The sequence below is a fragment of the Microbacterium sp. AG238 genome, from assembly GCF_003610405.1.
Classification (GTDB): Bacteria; Actinomycetota; Actinomycetes; order Actinomycetales; family Microbacteriaceae; genus Microbacterium.
The window spans coordinates 112,785-129,539 of sequence record NZ_RAQC01000003.1; the positions used below are offsets into that span (position 1 = coordinate 112,785).

The 16,755-nt window shown below is 70.4% G+C and carries 14 protein-coding genes; 7 read left to right on the plus strand and 7 right to left on the minus strand.

The window, feature by feature from the left end:
- Position 1 precedes the first annotated feature (1 nt).
- Complete coding sequence (locus DEU36_RS15660) at positions 2-1,699, minus strand: PAS domain-containing sensor histidine kinase (RefSeq protein WP_183045441.1); 1,698 nt, start codon at positions 1,697-1,699, stop codon at positions 2-4.
- 227 nt (positions 1,700-1,926) lie between these two features.
- Between DEU36_RS15660 and rplM the strand changes: the two genes are divergently transcribed.
- The 3 genes from rplM to glmM are packed head-to-tail and all read left to right on the plus strand — an operon-like array spanning position 1,927 to position 4,261.
- Complete coding sequence (gene rplM / locus DEU36_RS15665; RefSeq protein WP_120265270.1) at positions 1,927-2,373, plus strand: 50S ribosomal protein L13; 447 nt, start codon at positions 1,927-1,929, stop codon at positions 2,371-2,373.
- A 29-nt stretch (positions 2,374-2,402) separates the two neighbouring features.
- Positions 2,403-2,894 (plus strand): 30S ribosomal protein S9, encoded by a 492-nt coding sequence (gene rpsI / locus DEU36_RS15670; RefSeq protein ID WP_120265271.1) that lies wholly within the window; start codon positions 2,403-2,405, stop codon positions 2,892-2,894.
- A 5-nt stretch (positions 2,895-2,899) separates the two neighbouring features.
- Complete coding sequence (glmM, locus tag DEU36_RS15675) at positions 2,900-4,261, plus strand: phosphoglucosamine mutase (protein ID WP_120265272.1); 1,362 nt, start codon at positions 2,900-2,902, stop codon at positions 4,259-4,261.
- Here glmM and DEU36_RS15680 read toward each other — a convergent pair.
- Positions 4,254-5,468 (minus strand): NAD(P)/FAD-dependent oxidoreductase, encoded by a 1,215-nt coding sequence (locus tag DEU36_RS15680; RefSeq protein ID WP_120265273.1) that lies wholly within the window; start codon positions 5,466-5,468, stop codon positions 4,254-4,256. The genes glmM and DEU36_RS15680 overlap by 8 nt on opposite strands.
- 424 nt (positions 5,469-5,892) lie before the next feature.
- Here DEU36_RS15680 and DEU36_RS15685 point away from each other — a divergent pair, with 424 nt between their 5' ends.
- A complete protein-coding gene (locus DEU36_RS15685; RefSeq protein ID WP_120265274.1) occupies positions 5,893-7,914 on the plus strand; it encodes a glycoside hydrolase family 71 protein in 2,022 nt (673 codons plus the stop codon).
- Here the strand turns inward: DEU36_RS15685 and DEU36_RS15690 are convergent.
- Positions 7,834-9,351 carry a polysaccharide biosynthesis tyrosine autokinase gene (locus DEU36_RS15690; protein ID WP_310790747.1) on the minus strand — a complete coding sequence of 506 codons (1,518 nt, stop codon included), beginning with the start codon at positions 9,349-9,351 and terminating at the stop codon, positions 7,834-7,836. The genes DEU36_RS15685 and DEU36_RS15690 overlap by 81 nt on opposite strands.
- Before the next feature lie 87 nt (positions 9,352-9,438).
- Here DEU36_RS15690 and DEU36_RS15695 point away from each other — a divergent pair, with 87 nt between their 5' ends.
- On the plus strand, positions 9,439-10,959 hold the full coding sequence (locus DEU36_RS15695; RefSeq protein ID WP_183045443.1) for a hypothetical protein: 1,521 nt from the start codon (positions 9,439-9,441) through the stop codon (positions 10,957-10,959).
- Here the strand turns inward: DEU36_RS15695 and DEU36_RS15700 are convergent.
- The 4 genes from DEU36_RS15700 to DEU36_RS15715 all read right to left on the minus strand — a co-directional run bounded on the left by DEU36_RS15700 (position 10,891) and on the right by DEU36_RS15715 (position 14,661).
- Positions 10,891-11,877, minus strand: a complete 987-nt coding sequence (locus tag DEU36_RS15700) for a GDP-L-fucose synthase (protein WP_120265277.1) — start codon at positions 11,875-11,877, stop codon at positions 10,891-10,893. The two genes, DEU36_RS15695 and DEU36_RS15700, sit on opposite strands and share 69 nt — an antisense overlap.
- On the minus strand, positions 11,865-12,890 hold the full coding sequence (gmd, locus tag DEU36_RS15705) for a GDP-mannose 4,6-dehydratase (RefSeq protein ID WP_120265278.1): 1,026 nt from the start codon (positions 12,888-12,890) through the stop codon (positions 11,865-11,867). Before gmd ends, DEU36_RS15700 begins: the two co-directional genes overlap by 13 nt.
- Positions 12,891-13,027: 137 nt before the next feature.
- Positions 13,028-14,128: a glycosyltransferase gene (locus tag DEU36_RS15710; RefSeq protein ID WP_120265279.1), complete on the minus strand. Its 1,101-nt coding sequence runs from the start codon at positions 14,126-14,128 to the stop codon at positions 13,028-13,030.
- Entirely contained in the window at positions 14,125-14,661 is a 537-nt protein-coding gene (locus DEU36_RS15715) for a DapH/DapD/GlmU-related protein (protein ID WP_120265280.1), read from the minus strand. Before DEU36_RS15715 ends, DEU36_RS15710 begins: the two co-directional genes overlap by 4 nt.
- 118 nt (positions 14,662-14,779) lie before the next feature.
- On the opposite strand from DEU36_RS15715, the gene DEU36_RS15720 reads away from it, so the two are divergent.
- Both DEU36_RS15720 and DEU36_RS15725 read left to right on the plus strand, forming a co-directional pair.
- Positions 14,780-16,054, plus strand: coding sequence for a hypothetical protein (locus DEU36_RS15720; RefSeq protein WP_120265281.1), 1,275 nt, complete (start codon positions 14,780-14,782; stop codon positions 16,052-16,054).
- Positions 16,047-16,751 (plus strand): hypothetical protein, encoded by a 705-nt coding sequence (locus tag DEU36_RS15725; RefSeq protein ID WP_120265282.1) that lies wholly within the window; start codon positions 16,047-16,049, stop codon positions 16,749-16,751. The genes DEU36_RS15720 and DEU36_RS15725 overlap by 8 nt, the downstream gene beginning before the upstream one ends.
- Positions 16,752-16,755: the final 4 nt, after the last annotated feature.

Here is a 16,755-nt window from a genome sequence, read left to right on the forward strand (position 1 = left end):
ATCATTCTCCTGTCGCGGTGAATGTCGCGCCTGCACTTGACACGGGCGCGCTGAGGGGCCGCTCGCGTGGTGACGTGGTGGGCAGCACGATGGCCATCGCGGTGCCGCCGGACGCGGACGCTCCCACCCGGACACGCCCGCCGTGAGCCACGACCGCGTTGCGGACCACCGAGAGCCCGATGCCGAAGCCCTGGATCGCGTGCTCGCGAGCGTACGTCGTGCGGTAGAACGGGTCGAAGACGCGGGTCCGCTCGAGAGAAGTCAGGCCCGGGCCGCTGTCGCTGACGACGATGTGGATGCCCGAGTCGTCCACGCGCTGACCGATCACGACGGCCGACGCGGGTGGGCTGAACTTCAGGGCGTTGACCAGCAGCTCCTCGAGCGACTGGCGGATGCGCACGGGGTCGAGGACGACGCGTTCGTCCGTCGCGCCGATCTGCTGGATCGAGCTGCCGCGGCGCTCGGCCTGCGGCGTGACGGCGCGCACCGCCGAGGCGATCAGATCGCTGAGGGTCACGGGCCGCGGTGACACCTCGGTGTCGGTCGAGGCGGCGGCGAGCAGCTCGTTGATGCGGTCCGTCAGCACGAGGACGTTGCGCTCGACGAGCGAGAGGTAGCGCATCGCGGCCGGATCGTCCGACCCCACTCGCTCCGTCAGCAGATCGAGGTATCCGGTGACGCTCGTCAGCGGCGTGCGCAGCTCGTGCGACACGGTCCGCAGGAAGTCGTGCCGGATCTGCGCGGCGTCGGCCATCTCCGTGACGTCGTGGGCGACGACGAGCGTGCCCAGCAGGGTGCCGTCGGCGCGGCGCACGCGGTCGGAGTCGGCGAGGATCGCGCGCTGCGCCATCGGCGGCCCGACCCACTCGATGGCCTCGCTCACCCTCTCGCCCCGCAGGGCCCGGGGGATCAGCTGCTCGTGACGGGGGACGGGCGTGGCGCGGTCGGCGGCCAGCACCGCGTCGCCCGCGTAGGGGGGTTCGTCCAAGGAGAAGCCCGACGCGACCGAGAGGTCCTCGGCGGTCCGGTTGGCCAGGACCAGGCGACCCGCGTCGTCGTACAGCGCCACGCCGCTGCGCACCGTGTCGAGCACGGTGCGCAGCACCAGCTCGTTGTCGTGGGCTTGCGTGAGCGCGCGCGCCCGCTCCTCGTGCGATGAGCGGAGACGACGGCTGCTCCGGCGCAGATGCTGCGCCGCGATGTTGACGACGACGGCGACGGCGAGGATGAGTACCGGGAGAGTGAAGACGTTGACCCACTCGAGCGCCGTGACCGGCAAGGTGCCGCGCACGACGAAGGGCAGGGAGGTCATGAACGCCGCGCCGCCCACCGCCGCGACGAAGGCGACCGGCGGGAACCCGTACGCGATCCACAGGATCGGGAAGATCGCGAGCATGCTCACGCCGGGCAGCAGCCAGACGACCTCGGTCCGCAGCAGCGCGACGGCGAGGATGTCAGAGAACGCCAGCACGATCAGCCATGACGGCGAGAACCGTTCCCACGGGACGAGCGCGCCGGCCATCGTGGTGACGATGACGAGGATCACGGCTGCACCGACGAACGGCGACGACAGCGAGGACGGCGCCCCGACGGCGAGGGCGCAGATCACGACGAGCGTGCCGACGACGAACGGCAGCTGCGCGCGCGTGAACACCCGGATGCGCCCGACGCGCGCACGCTGCAATTCGAACAGGGGCATCCGGGGTCTCCGATCGGGGTGCATGAGAGATCGAGGACGGCCCGGGGGGACAGGCGCGGCTTTGATAACGTCGACCGATAGCGTACGCTGTCTCTTTGGTGCGCATGCCATGCAGGCGTGTCGCCACGAACGTGAGCCCTCCACTGGCGTGTTCGTCCCCGTCGGACGAACCACCCCGGAGCGGGATTCACGAACTCCTCCGTTCGATTCAAGAAAGCAGCACTACTGTGACGCGCACTTTCACCCCCAAGGCTGGCGAGATCCAGCGCGAGTGGCTGGTCATCGACGCAACCGACGTCGTTCTCGGCCGCCTCGCCTCGCACGCCGCCGTCCTCCTCCGCGGCAAGCACAAGGCTTCGTTCGCTCCTCACGTCGACACCGGTGACTTCGTCATCGTCGTCAACGCCGAGAAGGTGGCCCTGACCGGTCAGAAGCTCCAGAAGAAGATGGCCTACCGCCACTCGGGCTACCCGGGCGGTCTCAAGTCGGTCTCCTACGAGGAGCTGCTCGAGAAGAACCCCGTCCGCGCGGTCGAGAAGGCCATTCGCGGCATGCTCCCGAAGAACAGCCTGGGCCGCCAGCAGCTCTCGAAGCTCAAGGTCTACGCCGGTGCCGAGCACCCGCACGCTGCGCAGCAGCCCACCACCTACACCTTCGACCAGGTCGCCCAGTAAGCGCCGCGAAAACACTCAAGGAACCACTGATGGCGAAGATCGCTGACTCCCTCGAGGAGACCCCCCAGAACTACTCGACCGAGACGCCCGCCGCGGAGGCCGCTGCCGCTTCCGCTCCGCGTCCGGTCCTCTCGGTCCCCGGTGCCGCCGTGGGTCGCCGCAAGCAGGCCATCGCCCGCGTGCGCCTCATCCCCGGTTCGGGCACGGTCACGGTCAACGGGCGCACGCTCGAGGACTACTTCCCGAACAAGCTGCACCAGCAGCTCATCAACGACCCGTTCACGGTGCTCGAGCTCGCCGGCTCGTACGACGTCATCGCGCGCATCTCCGGCGGTGGCCCTTCGGGTCAGGCCGGCGCGCTGCGTCTCGGCATCGCCCGTGCGCTCAACGAGATCGACGCTGAGAACAACCGCCCGACCCTGAAGAAGGCCGGCTTCCTCTCGCGCGACGCTCGCGTGAAGGAGCGCAAGAAGGCCGGTCTCAAGAAGGCCCGCAAGGCTCCTCAGTACTCGAAGCGTTAAGCTCCGTGGCGCTGTTCGGTACGGACGGTGTTCGGGGGCTGGCCAACGGCCCCCTCACCGCCGAACTCGCACTCACCCTGGCCCAGGCGACTGCCGTCGTCCTGGGCCAGGGCCGTATCGCCGAGGCGCGCAAGTCCGCCGGCAAGCGGCTGACCGCTGTCGTGGCGCGTGACCCCCGCGTTTCGGGCGAGTTCCTCTCCGCCGCCGTGGCCGCTGGGCTCGCCTCCTCCGGGGTCGACGTGCTCGACGCGGGCGTTCTGCCCACCCCTGCTGCGGCGTTCCTCGTCGGCGACATCGACGCCGACTTCGGCGTCATGGTCTCGGCGTCCCACAACCCTGCTCCCGACAACGGCATCAAGATCTTCGCGCGCGGCGGCGTCAAGCTCCCCGACGAGGTCGAGCGCCGTATCGAAGAGGCCCTCACCGGTCCCAAGCTCCAGCCGACGGGTGCCGCCGTCGGCCGCATCCGCGTGTTCGCCGACGCCGAGGACCGCTACGTCGTCCACCTTCTCGGCTCGCTGCCCCACACGCTCGACGGCATCCACGTCGTCATCGACTGCGCGCACGGCGCCGCGTCGGGGGTGTCTCCGCAGACGTTCCGAGACGCCGGTGCGAAGGTCACCGTGATCGGTGCCGACCCCGACGGCCTCAACATCAACGACGGCGTCGGCTCGACCCACCTCGACCGCGTCGCGGCGGAGGTCATCCGCACCGGCGCCGACATCGGCATCGCCCACGACGGCGACGCCGACCGCTGCCTCGCCGTCGACGCCGACGGCCGCGTGATCGACGGCGACCAGATCATGGCCATCCTCGCGGTGGCGATGAAAGAACGCGGACGCCTGCCCTTCAACACCCTCGTCGCGACCGTGATGAGCAACCTCGGTCTGCACCGGGCGATGGCCGAACACGGCATCGCCGTCGAGCAGACCGCCGTCGGCGATCGCTACGTGCTCGAGCGGATGAATCAGGGCCGTTTCGGGCTCGGCGGCGAGCAGAGCGGGCATGTCATCATGAGCCGCTACGCGACGACCGGCGACGGCCTGCTGACGGGGCTCCACCTCGCCGCCGAGATGGCGCGCCAGCGCAAGACCGCTGCCGAGCTCGCATCCGTCATGACGGTGTATCCGCAGGTGCTCGTCAACGTTCGCGGCGTCGACCGCGACCGGGTCACGAGCGACGCGGGTGTCCAGGATGCCGTCGCCGCCGCGTCCGCGCGCCTCGGCGACTCCGGCCGCGTGCTGCTGCGCGCGTCGGGCACCGAGCCGCTCGTGCGGGTCATGGTCGAGGCGACGACGGAGGATGAGGCCCGGACGATCGCCGACGAGCTCGCCGGTGTCGTGGCCGACCGACTCTCCCTCAGCTGATCCGTCCCCGCTGCTCCGCCTCGTCCGTCGGCGCTTCGGCGAGGACGAGGCGCGCGGCATCCGTGGCGCCGGCGACGTTCCACAGCAGCACGCCGACCGGCGCGCCCGACTCGTCACGGTAGTACACGACCGTGCGGGCGCCCGCTTCGTCGTCACCGACCTCGACGACGAGCGTGTCGAGGTCGGGATCGAGCGTCCCGACGGCCTCCCACCGCACGCCGAACACCTGCGAGTAGAAGTACGGGGTGTGCCGGTACGCCTCGCCGCTGCCGGCCATCGACCGTCCGGCCGCACGGCCCATCTCCTGGGCGTTGTCCACGTGCTCCACCCGGGTGCGTCCCAGCAGACGGTCGGGGTAGGAGGCGATGTCGCCGGCGGCCCAGATCGCGTCGTCGGAGGTGGCGAGGGACTCATCGACCACGACACCGTCGTCGACGGTGAGTCCGGCCTGTTCGGCGAGGTCTGTCACGGGCGAGACCCCGAGCCCGAGCACGACGGCGTCACCGCGCAGCCGCGACCCGTCATCGAGCACGACGTCGAGCACAGCATCCGGTCCGTCCGCGTCGGACTCGCCCGCCACCACCTCGTCGACTCGGCGACCGGCGATGAGACGCACGCCGGCGTCACGGAACAAGCCCTCGTAGCGGTCGGCGAGCTGCGGCGGGAATGTGCCGTCGCCCAGCGTCTGGCTCGGGAAGACCAGGTCGACCTCGACGTCGTTCTGCACGAGCCCCGCGGCCAGCTCGGCGCCGATGTAGCCGCCGCCGACGACCACGATCCGGCGGGCCTCGGTCGCGAGCTCGCGCAGTCGGCGATAGTCCTCCGCGGAGCGGAAGAACAGCACCCGGTCGCTGTCGGGCGCGTCGACCTCGTGCGGGCGTGAGCCCGTCGCGAGGAGCAGCCGGCGATAGCCGACGCGTTCGCCGTCGCCGACCAGCACCGTCCGTCCGTCGCGATCGATCTCGGTGACGACGGCCTTCAGGCGGATGTCGGCGCGGGTGTCCTCCGCCGTGCCGAGCGGAACCTGGTCCCACGTGAAGTCGGGGTCGGTCCACAGCTTCTTCGACAGCGCCGGGCGCGTGTAGGGCTCGTCGACGTCCGCACTGAGGATGCCGATCGTTGCGTTGTCGTCGATCTCGCGGATGCCGCGGGCCGCCGCATCCGCGACCATCCCGCCACCGACGATGAGGTAGTCGTAGCTCTGCATGCCGCCACGCTAGAGGCCGGCGGTGGGCGATCCCACGCCGTGCCCTCGAAGCGACGGGCGCGTAAGATGCTCCGCCCGAGAATCCACTGCCCGGACGCTCTTCCCCAATCGCGTCCGGGCAGTGAACCAGCCCGTCCCGCCACTTCCCCGGGCGGCAGTCGGACCCGAGCAACGAGCCTCATCGGATGTCGGCCCGCTCGGTCTCGGAACGAGATTCACAGTATTGCGTGACGGCGGCGAAGGTGACGGCTTCGGGCAACGTTGAGTCAACGTTGCGGTTGTCTTCGTGGCGTCTTGCGGTTCGGTTCCGGCCACGGGCATTTGGCGGGATCGGGGCTTCGTGGCACACTCGTGGGGATTGCTGGGGGAGGGACTCGGCGGGCGGTATGTGCCCGTCGAGATGATTGTTACCCACGAGGAAGACATGAAACCCGACAATCAAGAACCCCGGAACTCGCGCCGACGACGTTGGACGCGAGGCCTTCTCGCGACCCTGTCCACGGCCGCGCTCGTGCTCGGCGCTGCGGCCACGGCCCAGGCCGCAGACGAGGTCGCCCCGCAGGCGGCGACGCCCCGACCCGTGACCGTGACGCTGTCGGCGAGCGACCTCGCCACCGTGTCGTCCCGCTCGTCGCGGACCGTCCTGCGGAACCAAGCGCTGAGCGCCACGTCCACCCAAGACCGGGCCTATGCCCGCTTCACCCTGCCGGAAGACGTCGACACCACCCGACCCGTCACTGCGTCGCTGTCGCTGACCGTGCGGTACACGAACGCGACGACGGCCGGCGTCGACGTCTTCGCCGAGGGCGGCGCCTGGTCGGGGAAGACGCTGACCTACGCGAACCGCCCCTCCGAAGGCGGCGACCGGCTCGTCCGATCCAGCCGGACCGCACGCACGGGGGCGACGCTGACGATGTCGCTCGGCGACGTGGTGCAGGACGTGCGCGACGGCGAGCTGTCGCTGAGGGTGGCGTACCGGCAGAAGAGCGTCTCGACGCTGTTCCACCGCACCGGTGACAAGGCGCCCTCGCTGAAGCTGACCTACACGCCGAAGCCCGCGGGCACCCCTTCCCCGGAGCCGCCCTCCGCGCCGGAGCCCACTCCCGCTCCAGAACCGAGCACGCCGCCGACGGTCGACACGTCCCGCATGGTGTTCGCGCACTACTTCCCGCCCTACCCGATCTCGATCGACAATCGTCCGGCCGACAGCGACTACTACGCACGCAACTATCTGGACCCCGAGGGTGAGAACGGCAAGCACGCCGAGTACGGCGGGCTGCTGCGCGACCGGCCGCTCGCGGTCGCGCCGTCGGGCTCGTCGACGTGGCGCGTCGACAATCTGCGACGCGAGGTGTCACAGGCGCAGAGCGCGGGGATCGACGGCTTCACCGTCAACATCATGAGCGTCAGCGGCACCAACTGGGACGCCGCGAAGAACCTCTTCACCGCGGCTGAGCGCCAGGGCCGATTCGCTGCGGTGCCGATGATCGATGCCTCGGCATCGGTGGCCGGCGTCGACCCCGAGACCGTGGCGGACCGCCTGGCGGAGCTCTACCGCTCGGCGGCGGCGTTCCGGGTCGGTGACCGGATGCTCCTGTCGTCGTTCGCAGCCGAGAAGCAGAGCGTCGACTGGTGGTCGCGCATCATCCAACGTCTGCAGCGTGTGCACGGTGTGCCGATCACCTTCCAGGCCGTGTTCCTCAATGCCTCCGACGCGAACATGTCTGCGTTCCGTGACATCGCAGACGGCTACGGCAACTGGGGCGTGCGCAGCGAATGGCACACCTCGAACGGGCCCGACTACGCCGCTCGCGCCGCTGCTCTGGGCAAGACGTGGATGGCCCCGGTCTCCGTGCAGGACTACCGTCCGCGCGCCGGCGTGTTCGCCGAGTCGGGCAACACCGACAACCTCCGGGCGTCGTGGCGGCGCGCGATCGAATCGGGGGCGCAGTACGTGCAGCTGGTCACGTGGAACGACTACAGCGAGAGCACGCAGTTCGCGCCGTCCGCTGACCACGGTGACACGTTCCTCGACATCAGTCGGCCCTACCTCGACTGGTTCCACAGCGGTGCGCAGCCCCGGGTGACTGAGGACCAGGCGTTCCTCGTGCACCGCACCCAGTTCGTCGGTGCCCGGCCGGCCCTCAGCCATCTGCTGGCGGCGCCGACGCTCGGCGGCACGTCGAGCAGCCCCACGGACGAGGTCGAGGCGGTCGTCTACCTGACCGCTCCGGCCACGCTCACCGTCAGCGTGGGTGGCGTGGCCACGCGCTTCGAAGCCCCCGCCGGGCGGTCGGTGTACACGGTGCCGCTCCGCGAGGGTACGGTGTCTGCGACCATCGAGCGCTCGGGACAGCGCGTGGTGTCATTGACGTCGCCCTACCGCGTCGTCGGGACTCCGGAGGTGCAGGACCTCAGCTACTACGGGGTCAGCAGCGTCGGCTGACGCTCCGGGACGCCGCGCCCCGGGCGCCGCGGCGTCCGGGGCGCCGCTGCTGCGTCCCCGGCCGCGTCGGCCGCTCTCGGGCACCACCGAGTACGTCGAGTAGCTGCGGCGGTCCGCGCGCGTGGGTCGTGCCAGATTGAGCACGACACCATGGATCGTCGCGCCCACCGAGGCCAGCCGGGCGGTCGCCCGCCGGACGTCGCGCTCGCGGACGCGTCCGGCGCCGACGACCAGCACCGCGCCACCGAAGACGCGAGCCAGGACGGCTGCGTCGGCGACCGGGTGAATCGGGGGCGCATCGATGATCACGATGTCGTGCGCGGCGCGCAGGCTCTCGAGCAGCTCGAGTGCACGCTCGGATTCGAGCAGTTCGGACGGGTTGGGCGGCACCGGTCCGGCCAGCAGAACATGCAGCCGTTCCGGCCCCCACGCGACGAGAGCGTCGTCGAGCGTCGCCTCGCGTGCGATGACGCTGGTGAATCCGAGATCGGGGGGAAGGTCCAGGATTCGGCTGAGACTCGGGCGACGCAGGTCCGCCTCCACGAGACACACCGAAGCGCCGGTGGCGGCGAGAGCGACGGCGGCGTTGGCAGCGGTCGTGCTCTTCCCTTCGCTGGGGACCGAGGACGTGAAGACGAACACCCGGTGGTCCTGCGAGGCCTGAACGAAACGGAGATTGCCCCGGAGGCGGCGATAGTCCTCCGATCGTAGAGAATGCGGCGCGGTCAGCAGGGCGAGCGGCGCCCGATCCGCGGTGCGGTCGGTGCTCACGGTGCCGATGACGGCAGCCCCGGCGGCCTCCTCGGCCTGCTCCACGGTGCGGACTCGCGAGCCGAACATCAACCGCAACAGGATGATGGCAGCCGCGGCGACGAGTCCGCCCAACGCACCGAGGATCACGAGCATGGGCGTGTGCGGCGCGGAGGGCGAATTCGGCGGCACAGCGTTTTCGACGACGCGCAACCGGACCGGCGAAGTGCCGTCGACCTGGGGCGAGAGCGTGGGCACGACCTCGGCGAGCTTTGCCGCGACGAGGTTCGCGATGCGAGCGGCCTCCCGCGGAGACGGATCCACCGCCGAGATCGAGATCATCGAGGTGTTCAGCGGCACCGAGGTCGACACACGCGAGCGCAGCTTGGCCGTCGAGTCGGACAACCCGAGCTCGTCGATGACCGGCGCGAGGACGATCTCGCGCGTCGCGACGGTGCTGAGATTGCGTGCCTGCTGCTGGGAGAAGTTGCTGCCCTGCGCGAGCTCGCCCGTCGTCGAGCTGCCGGTCACAGCGACGAACACGTCGGCCCGTGCCGTGTATTCCCGCGGCACCGTCCAGGCGTATGCCAGCCCGGCCGCGGCGCCTAGCGCCACCAGCACGATCACCGTCATCCAGTGATATCGGATCACCCGTAGAACACGGCTGGACTCCATAGCGTCCCCCATTCGCGCGTCGACGAAGCGACGCGGCCCCAATATGCCGCGTGCGAACACGCGGACCCCCGTCTGACATGATATGCGAGGGGGAGGCTCGTGGGGAAGCAGACCGGAACGATCGGCGAGACGTCGTTGCGCGGCGGCGCGCGCATCGCACTCGTCGCGCTGTCGATCGGCGTGCTGAGCGTCGTGATGCCGCTCGCTCTGGTGTCCGACATCCCCGACCGGGGACGAAGCGAGGCGTGGGTCGTCACGCTGCTGATCATGATCTACGGCGGCATCCGGCTCTCGCTGTCGTGGGTGTCGGGCAGCCCCCACCTGTTCGACTTCTTCTTCTGGGTGTTCGCATACATCTTCATGGGGCTGGCGCCGACCGCGCAGATCCGCGCCGACGCGGTCTCGACAACGACCCCCGGCATCGATCCGGCCTTCGATCTGCCGACGGCAGGGATCGTCGCCCTCGGCATCGCCTGTTACGAGGTCGCGCGTGCCGCATGGATGCTGCGGCAACATGCGCGTCCGCCGCATGCGGGGCAGGCGCCCCGACCGGTCAGCGCGGCACGGACCGTCGGACTCGCGGTGGTCGGGCTCGGTATCAGCGTGTTCTTCGTCGCGCAGCTCGGCCCCGCCGCGGCCCTCGGCAGCCGCGAGGCGGCTTTCGCGGCTCGCGAGGCGCGCTGGCCCGACCCTGCCGTGCGTGCCGTCATGTACGCGGCGTCGGTCTACCCGCTGCTCATCGCGACCGGTGCGCTGGCGCAGCTGCGACGAGTCGCGGTCTCACGGGCCGCACGCATCGCGTACACGGTCGCGGCTCTCGCCGCCTCGGTCGTCCTGCTCCTGATCGTGAACCCGGTCGCGAGCGCGCGGTACACCTTCGGAACCGTCGCCGTCGCGCTGGCGATCTTCGCCGGCGCGGCCTCCACCCGCCTCCGAGCCCGCCTCACGATGCTCGCCGCGATCGTGGCGTTCCTGTTCCTCTTCCCGATCGCCGACGCCTTCCGCACCGATGAGGTGCGGGTCAACCGGACCAGCTTCTTCGGCGAGTATCTGGCGAACCCCGATTACGACGCGTTCTGGCAGGTGGCGAACTCGCTCGCCTACTGGCTCGACGGCCTCGTGGAGCCGGCTCGACAGTTCCTCGGCAGCATCCTGTTCTGGGTGCCGCGGTCGATCTGGCCCGACAAGCCCACCGACACCGGCATCGTGCTCGCCGAGTACCGGGGATACAGCTTCGACAACCTCTCGGCGCCGGTGTGGGCGGAGGCCATGGTCAACGGCGGCATCGTCGCCGTCGTCATCGTCTTCGTCGGACTGGGCATCGTGCTGCGGGTGATGGACGTCAGGATCGTGACGGCATTCGCTTCCGGCGGCGTCTGGGCGATCGCCGGGGCGGTCCTGCCGGTATACATGACGATCCTGATGCGCGGCTCGCTGCTCCAGGCAACCGGTGCGACGACCGTGATGATCGTCTGCCTCCTCCTCGTCGCCGGGCGGGTGCATTCACCCGGCGACGGGGAGGAGGCGCCGCTCGGACCGAGCCGCGCAGGATCAGGCGGCGCGGAGCTCGGCGTGGCTGCGCCGGTACCAGGCGATGGTCCGGGCCAGCCCGCCGCGTAGCCCGATGCTCGGCGTCCAGCCCGTCGAGCGCAGCAGTGAGATGTCGAGGAGCTTCTGCGGAGTGCCATCGGGCTTGGTCGTGTCCCAGCGCGTCTCTCCGCGGTAGCCCGTGATCGTCGCGATCTGCTCGGCGACCTCGCGGATCGTCGTGTCCTGACCGGTGCCGATGTTCACGTGAGAGGCCCCGTCGTAATGCTCCATGAGGTGCACGATCGCCGAGGCCAGGTCGTCGGCGTGCATGAACTCCCGACGCGGCGTGCCCGACCCCCAGTTGGTGACCACCGCGCTGCCGAGCGCGGCGGCCTCATCGTAGCGACGGATGAGCGCGGGCAGTACGTGGGATCCGAGCGGCGAGAAGTTGTCGTTCGGTCCGTACAGGTTCGTCGGCATGACGGAGATCCAAGGGAGACCGTGCTGTCGCCGCACGGCTTGGACGTTCAGGATTCCGGCGATCTTCGCGATGGCATAGGCGTCGTTCGTCGGCTCGAGATGGCCGGTGAGAAGACTGTCCTCGCGCAGTGGCTGCGGCGCGAACTTCGGGTAGATGCACGACGATCCGAGGAAGACCAGCCGCTCGACTCCCACTTCGGCCGCGGCATCCATCACGTTGGACTGGATCCGGATGTTGATGCTCAGGAAGTCGGCCGGATAGGTGCTGTTCGCGAGGATGCCGCCCACCTTCGCCGCGGCCAGCACGACGTAGCGCGGGCGGTGCGCGCGGAAGAATCGGAAGACGTCCCCGCGTTCGGTGAGATCCAGTTCGGCTGAGGTGCGGGTGAGGAGGCGGTCGAAGCCCTCGGCTTCGAGTCGACGGACCACCGCGCTGCCGGCCAGGCCTCGATGACCCGCGACGAAGAACGTCGCGTGCCGATCGAGCCGGGTCGGGTCGAATGCGAGCCCGTCGCTCACGCGGCCCATCCCGAGAGGGCGACCGTATCGATCCACGGGCGACCCGCGAACTCGAGGGCGCGGATGTCGGCGTCCACCATGATGCGTGCGAGCTCCAGCGGGCCGACCGTGGCCTTCCAGCCGAGCTTCTCCTCGGCCTTGCTCGGGTCTCCGATCAGCGCGTCGACCTCGGTCGGACGCAGGTAGCGCTCGTCGAAGCGGACATGGCGCCGCCAATCGAGACCCGCGTGGGCGAAGGCCGCTTCGAGGAAGTCGCGAACGGTGATGCCGATGCCGGTCGCGAGCACGAAGTCCTCCGGCTCGTCGGCCTGCAGCATCCGCCACATCCCCTCGACGTACTCGGCGGCGTAGCCCCAGTCGCGGACGGCGTCGATGTTGCCGAGGTACACGTGGTCCTGAACGCCGAGCTTGATCGCTGCCACGGCGCGCGTGATCTTGCGGGTCACGAATGTCTCGCCTCGGCGGGGCGACTCGTGGTTGAAGAGGATGCCGTTGACCGCGAACATGTCGTAGGCCTCGCGGTAGTTCTTCGTGATCCAGTAGCTGTAGAGCTTCGCGGCGGCATACGGCGAGCGCGGGTAGAACGGCGTGGTCTCGCTCTGCGGCGGAGGCGTGGCGCCGTACAGCTCGGAGGAGGACGCCTGGTAGAAGCGGGCCCGGACCCCTGACATGCGCACGGCATCCAGGAGCCGCACCGAGCCGGTTCCGGTGGTGTCAGCGGTGTGCTCGGGCTCGTCGAACGACACGCGCACGTGCGACTGCGCACCGAGGTTGTAGACCTCGTCCGGCTGGATCTGCGCGAGCAGCGTCGTCATGCGGACGCCGTCGCTGAGATCGCCGTAGTGCAGGAAGAGGCGTGCCCCCACCTCGTGCGGGTCGACGTACAGGTGGTCGATGCGCGACGTGTTGAACGTCGACGCCCGCCGCACCAGGCCGTGGACCTCGTAGCCCTTCGCGAGCAGGAGCTCGGCGAGATAGGACCCGTCCTGGCCCGTGATGCCGGTGATGAATGCACGCTTCATGAGCGTTCTCCCCCAAAGCCTCGGCGCTGCAGCCCCGTCGCGCGACCCGAGCGGACCCCTCCGCTCGGCGCGTGCCGATCCCCAAATCGACGGTGTTGCGAGTATAGGGATGTCGAGCTGTCCACCACAAGCGCGGGTCACCGCGCGTACAGCTCGACCAGCCTCTCGGCGATCGCGGGCATCGTGAACCGCTCGCGTGTCAGGTCGCGGCCGCGTTCGCCGCGCAGGCGTGCATCCGCCGGGTCGGCGAGCAGTCGCCGCATCGCCGTGACGAGGGGTTCGAGTCCACCGTCGGTGACGAATCCCGCCCCGGCGTCGCGCACAGCCGGGGCCAGTCCGCAGGAGTCCGTGACGACCACGGGCAGACCCGCGGACATGGCTTCGAGCACCGACATCGGGTAGGGCTCGTCGACTGCCGGGAGCACGTAGCCGCTGGCTCGCCGCATCCGCTCTCCCGTGCGTGCGGGCTCCAACGCACCCTCCCAGCGGATGCGCTCGGGGTGACCCGACGCCTCGATGGCCGCGCGGACGGCGTCGCCCTCGCCTTCGTCGGGGCCGACGAGGCGGAAGCGGGCCTCGGGGAACTCGTTCGCGAGTCGCGCCGCGGCCTCGACGAACTGCACCGGCCGTTTCCGGGGCGCGAGCCGGGCGAGGTACAGCAGCTCGGGCCCGAGCGGGGCGGCTGCGGGTGCCGTCGGAACCCCGTTGGGAAGCTCGACCAGCTGCGCACGGCCCCGGCCGATGGTCTCGAGCGAGGCGCGTTCGCGCTCGGTCAGGTAGGTCACGGTGCGTGCCCCGGCCAGCGCCGGACGCGTCAGCAGAGCGTCGAGGGGGATCGCGAGCGGATTCGTCGACTCGTCGATCATCCCGTGCGTCTGGAGGACCGTCGCGACTCCGCGCGAGCGCGCGATCCGGGCGGCGGGCAGGGTGACGAGGTCGCGCGCGGCGTGCACGTGCACAACGTCGAACTCGTCGACGTGCCGGCGCAGCGAGCGCAGCAGGGCGGGCGACCCGATACCAGCGAACCCGATGCCCGGGATGAGCGTACGAGCGGGGAACAGCCGGGCCGGGATGCCGTCGATGTCGGTGGGAATGACGTCGTACCCCCGCGCCGCGCCCGCGAGCACGACGTCGTGCCCGAGATCCCGCAATGCCGCGAGCTGGTTCAGCGCCACCCGGAGGGGTCCGCCGTACTCGCCGTGCGGGCTCACCAGGGTGACGACGGCGAGGACCCTCACGACCGCACGACCGCGGCCGGGGCGAGCACGGTCGCGCCGGCGGGCACGTCGCGGACGACGAGCGCCGTGGCTCCGATCACAGCGTCCGCTCCGATGCGGACGCCGCGCAGCACCGTGGCGCGGGCGGCCACCCACGCGCCGTCTTCGACGACGATCGGCGCATTGTCGAACTCGAAGGTGGGTGATCGATGATCGTGGCTCCCGGTGCACAGCAGCGCGCCCTGCGAGATGCAGACATCGCTGCCGATCGAAACCGGCTCGAGATTCAAGATCCAGGCGCGCTCGCCGATCCAGGTGTCATCGCCGATCGTGAGCTTCCAGGGCCAGTGGACGCGGACCCCGGCGCGCAGATTCACACCGTTTCCGATGCGGGCCCCGAACGCACGCAGCACCGCGACCCGGACGCGGACCGGGACGAACCACGGCATCACCCCGATCGCCGAGGCGAGCTGCCACGCCGCTTGCCAGACGGGCCCGCGGCCCTTGTCGTATCCCCTGCCGCTGAACCCAGCGAGCCGTCGCCGTTCCCCCATGGCGCCTCATCGTACACACGGCCGCGGGATCGGCTGGAGACAGATGCCGCGCCGATGCGGTACCGTCCTCCGTACGGGCAGGCGTGGGGACGCGGCCCGGATTCGGGGGTATGGGGGAATGTCCGACGTACGGCGGCGACTGCGCCGCCTCTCGGGCGGGCTCGGCAGGATGTCGGGTTTCGCCCTGTCCATCGGGCTGCTGGCGATTGCATCGCTGGCGGCCATTCCGGTGATGGTCGCGGCGGAGGGCGATCGAGGCTGGGGGGCGATCGCGCTCGGACAAGCCGTAGGCGCCATCGCCGCCGCTGCGATCGGGTTCGGCTGGGGCGTCTCCGGCCCGGCGCGCATCGCCGTCGCCGACGAGTCCTCACGCCGCACGGCGTACATCGAGTCGGTCCGCGCACGGCTCGCGCTCTTCGCGCCGATCGCGCTCACGAGCAGTCTCGCCGCGGCCGCGATCGCCCCACAGTCGCCGGGCCTGGCCGCCCTCGGGGCGGTGACAGCGGCCGCTGCCGGCGTCTCGGCGAACTGGTACTTCGTCGGACGCGGGGCGCCGTTCTCGCTGTTGCTGGCCGAGACCCTGCCGCGCGTGGTCGGCACCGGGGTCGGCATCGCGCTCATGCTCGGCGGCGGCGGAGCCGCCGTGGGGCTGACCGGCATGCTGGGCGGCATGGTCGCGGCATTCGCCTGCTCGACTGTGTGGATCCTGGTCTCCTCGCGACGCCACCGCGCATCGGCGCCGCCGCCGGGTCGGCTGCTGCGCGTCCTGGCCGATCAGCGTCACGGCATGGGGTCGGCTCTCGGATCAGCGATCTACATCGCCCTCCCGCTCGTGGTCGTCTCTGTCGTCGCGCCGGCCGCGCAGCCGGTCTTCGCCCTCGTCGACAAGTTCCAGCGACAGGTCGGTGTCGCCCTGCAGCCGGTCATCACGGTCGCCCAGGGCTGGGTGCCCCGTCGCGATGGCGCCGAGAGCGCATCACGGGCTCGAAGCGCCCTGCTCGTCGGCAGCGGGATGTCGCTCGTGATCGGCACCGCGGTCGCGATGGCCGGCGGCGCGGCACTGGACTGGCTGGGCAACGGCGAGATCGACGTCATGCCGCTGGCGATCGTCCTGATGGCGCTGTTCGTCGCGGTCAACTTCTTCGAGTCGCTGGTCGCCAAGGCGCTGCTGCCCTCGCTGGGGCGGCTGCGTATCGGCGCGCAGGCGACTCTCATCAGCACGGTCGTGGTCGTCCCCCTCGTCGCGCTCGGCGCGATCCTGTGGGCCGCGCCGGGCGCTCTCGGGGCCGTCGTGGTGGGACTCCTCACGCGCGGCGCCGTCGAAGCGGTCGCCGCCTCACGCACCATCCGATCGAACAGATCCGCTGTCATCCGGGAGGAGATCGATGCCTGACAAGGTCCGCGACCTGCTGAGGCTGGCACTGTGGCTGCTGCCCGCGAGTCGCCTGAAGAATGCGCTCCTGCGCCGAGCCGGCCACCGCATCCACACCACGGCCCGCGCACGGGCGAGCATCGTGTGGCGCGTCGCGTCGTTCGAGCTCGACCCGGGTGCCACGTTCGGTTCGGCGAACGTGGTGAAGAACATGCGCGAGATCCGGCTCGGACGCGACGCCATGCTGGGGCGCTGGAACCTCATCTCGTCGCATCCCCTCTTCCTCCGGCACCTGCCGGAGGGGGGACGGCTGGTTCTCGGCGACCACGCGAAGATCACCAGCCGCCATCAGCTCGACTGCTCGGGCTCGCTGACGCTGGGGGCATTCGCGTCGCTGGCGGGACACCAGAGTCGTGTGATGTCGCACAGTGTCGATCTCCAGCGGAACGCGCAGGCCGCCTTCCCGGTCGTCATCGGCGAGCGGTCGTTCGTGGGCACGCGCGTGCTCATCCTGGGCGGTGCGGTGCTGCCGCCCCGATCGGTGCTCGGGGCGGGATCGGTCCTGACCCGTGCCCGCGGGGTGCCCGACGCGGGTCTGTGGGCGGGGGTGCCCGCCACCCTGCGCGGCACCGTCTCGGGCGCCTGGTTCGACCGACGCGAGACCTCGACCCACGACCTCTGGATTCCGGCGACGGACGAGATCGTGTCCACGCGATGAGAGC

Coding starts and splice junctions, on each gene's coding strand:
- DEU36_RS15660 (WP_183045441.1), bottom strand. CDS start 1,699: ATGCCCCTGTTCGAATTGCAGCGTGCGCGCGTCGGGCGCATCCGGGTG.
- rpsI (WP_120265271.1), top strand. CDS start 2,403: ATGGCGAAGATCGCTGACTCCCTCGAGGAGACCCCCCAGAACTACTCG.
- DEU36_RS15680 (WP_120265273.1), bottom strand. CDS start 5,468: ATGCAGAGCTACGACTACCTCATCGTCGGTGGCGGGATGGTCGCGGAT.
- DEU36_RS15685 (WP_120265274.1), top strand. CDS start 5,893: ATGAAACCCGACAATCAAGAACCCCGGAACTCGCGCCGACGACGTTGG.
- DEU36_RS15690 (WP_310790747.1), bottom strand. CDS start 9,351: ATGGGGGACGCTATGGAGTCCAGCCGTGTTCTACGGGTGATCCGATAT.
- DEU36_RS15700 (WP_120265277.1), bottom strand. CDS start 11,877: ATGGGCCGCGTGAGCGACGGGCTCGCATTCGACCCGACCCGGCTCGAT.
- gmd (WP_120265278.1), bottom strand. CDS start 12,890: ATGAAGCGTGCATTCATCACCGGCATCACGGGCCAGGACGGGTCCTAT.
- DEU36_RS15715 (WP_120265280.1), bottom strand. CDS start 14,661: ATGGGGGAACGGCGACGGCTCGCTGGGTTCAGCGGCAGGGGATACGAC.
- DEU36_RS15720 (WP_120265281.1), top strand. CDS start 14,780: ATGTCCGACGTACGGCGGCGACTGCGCCGCCTCTCGGGCGGGCTCGGC.
- DEU36_RS15725 (WP_120265282.1), top strand. CDS start 16,047: ATGCCTGACAAGGTCCGCGACCTGCTGAGGCTGGCACTGTGGCTGCTG.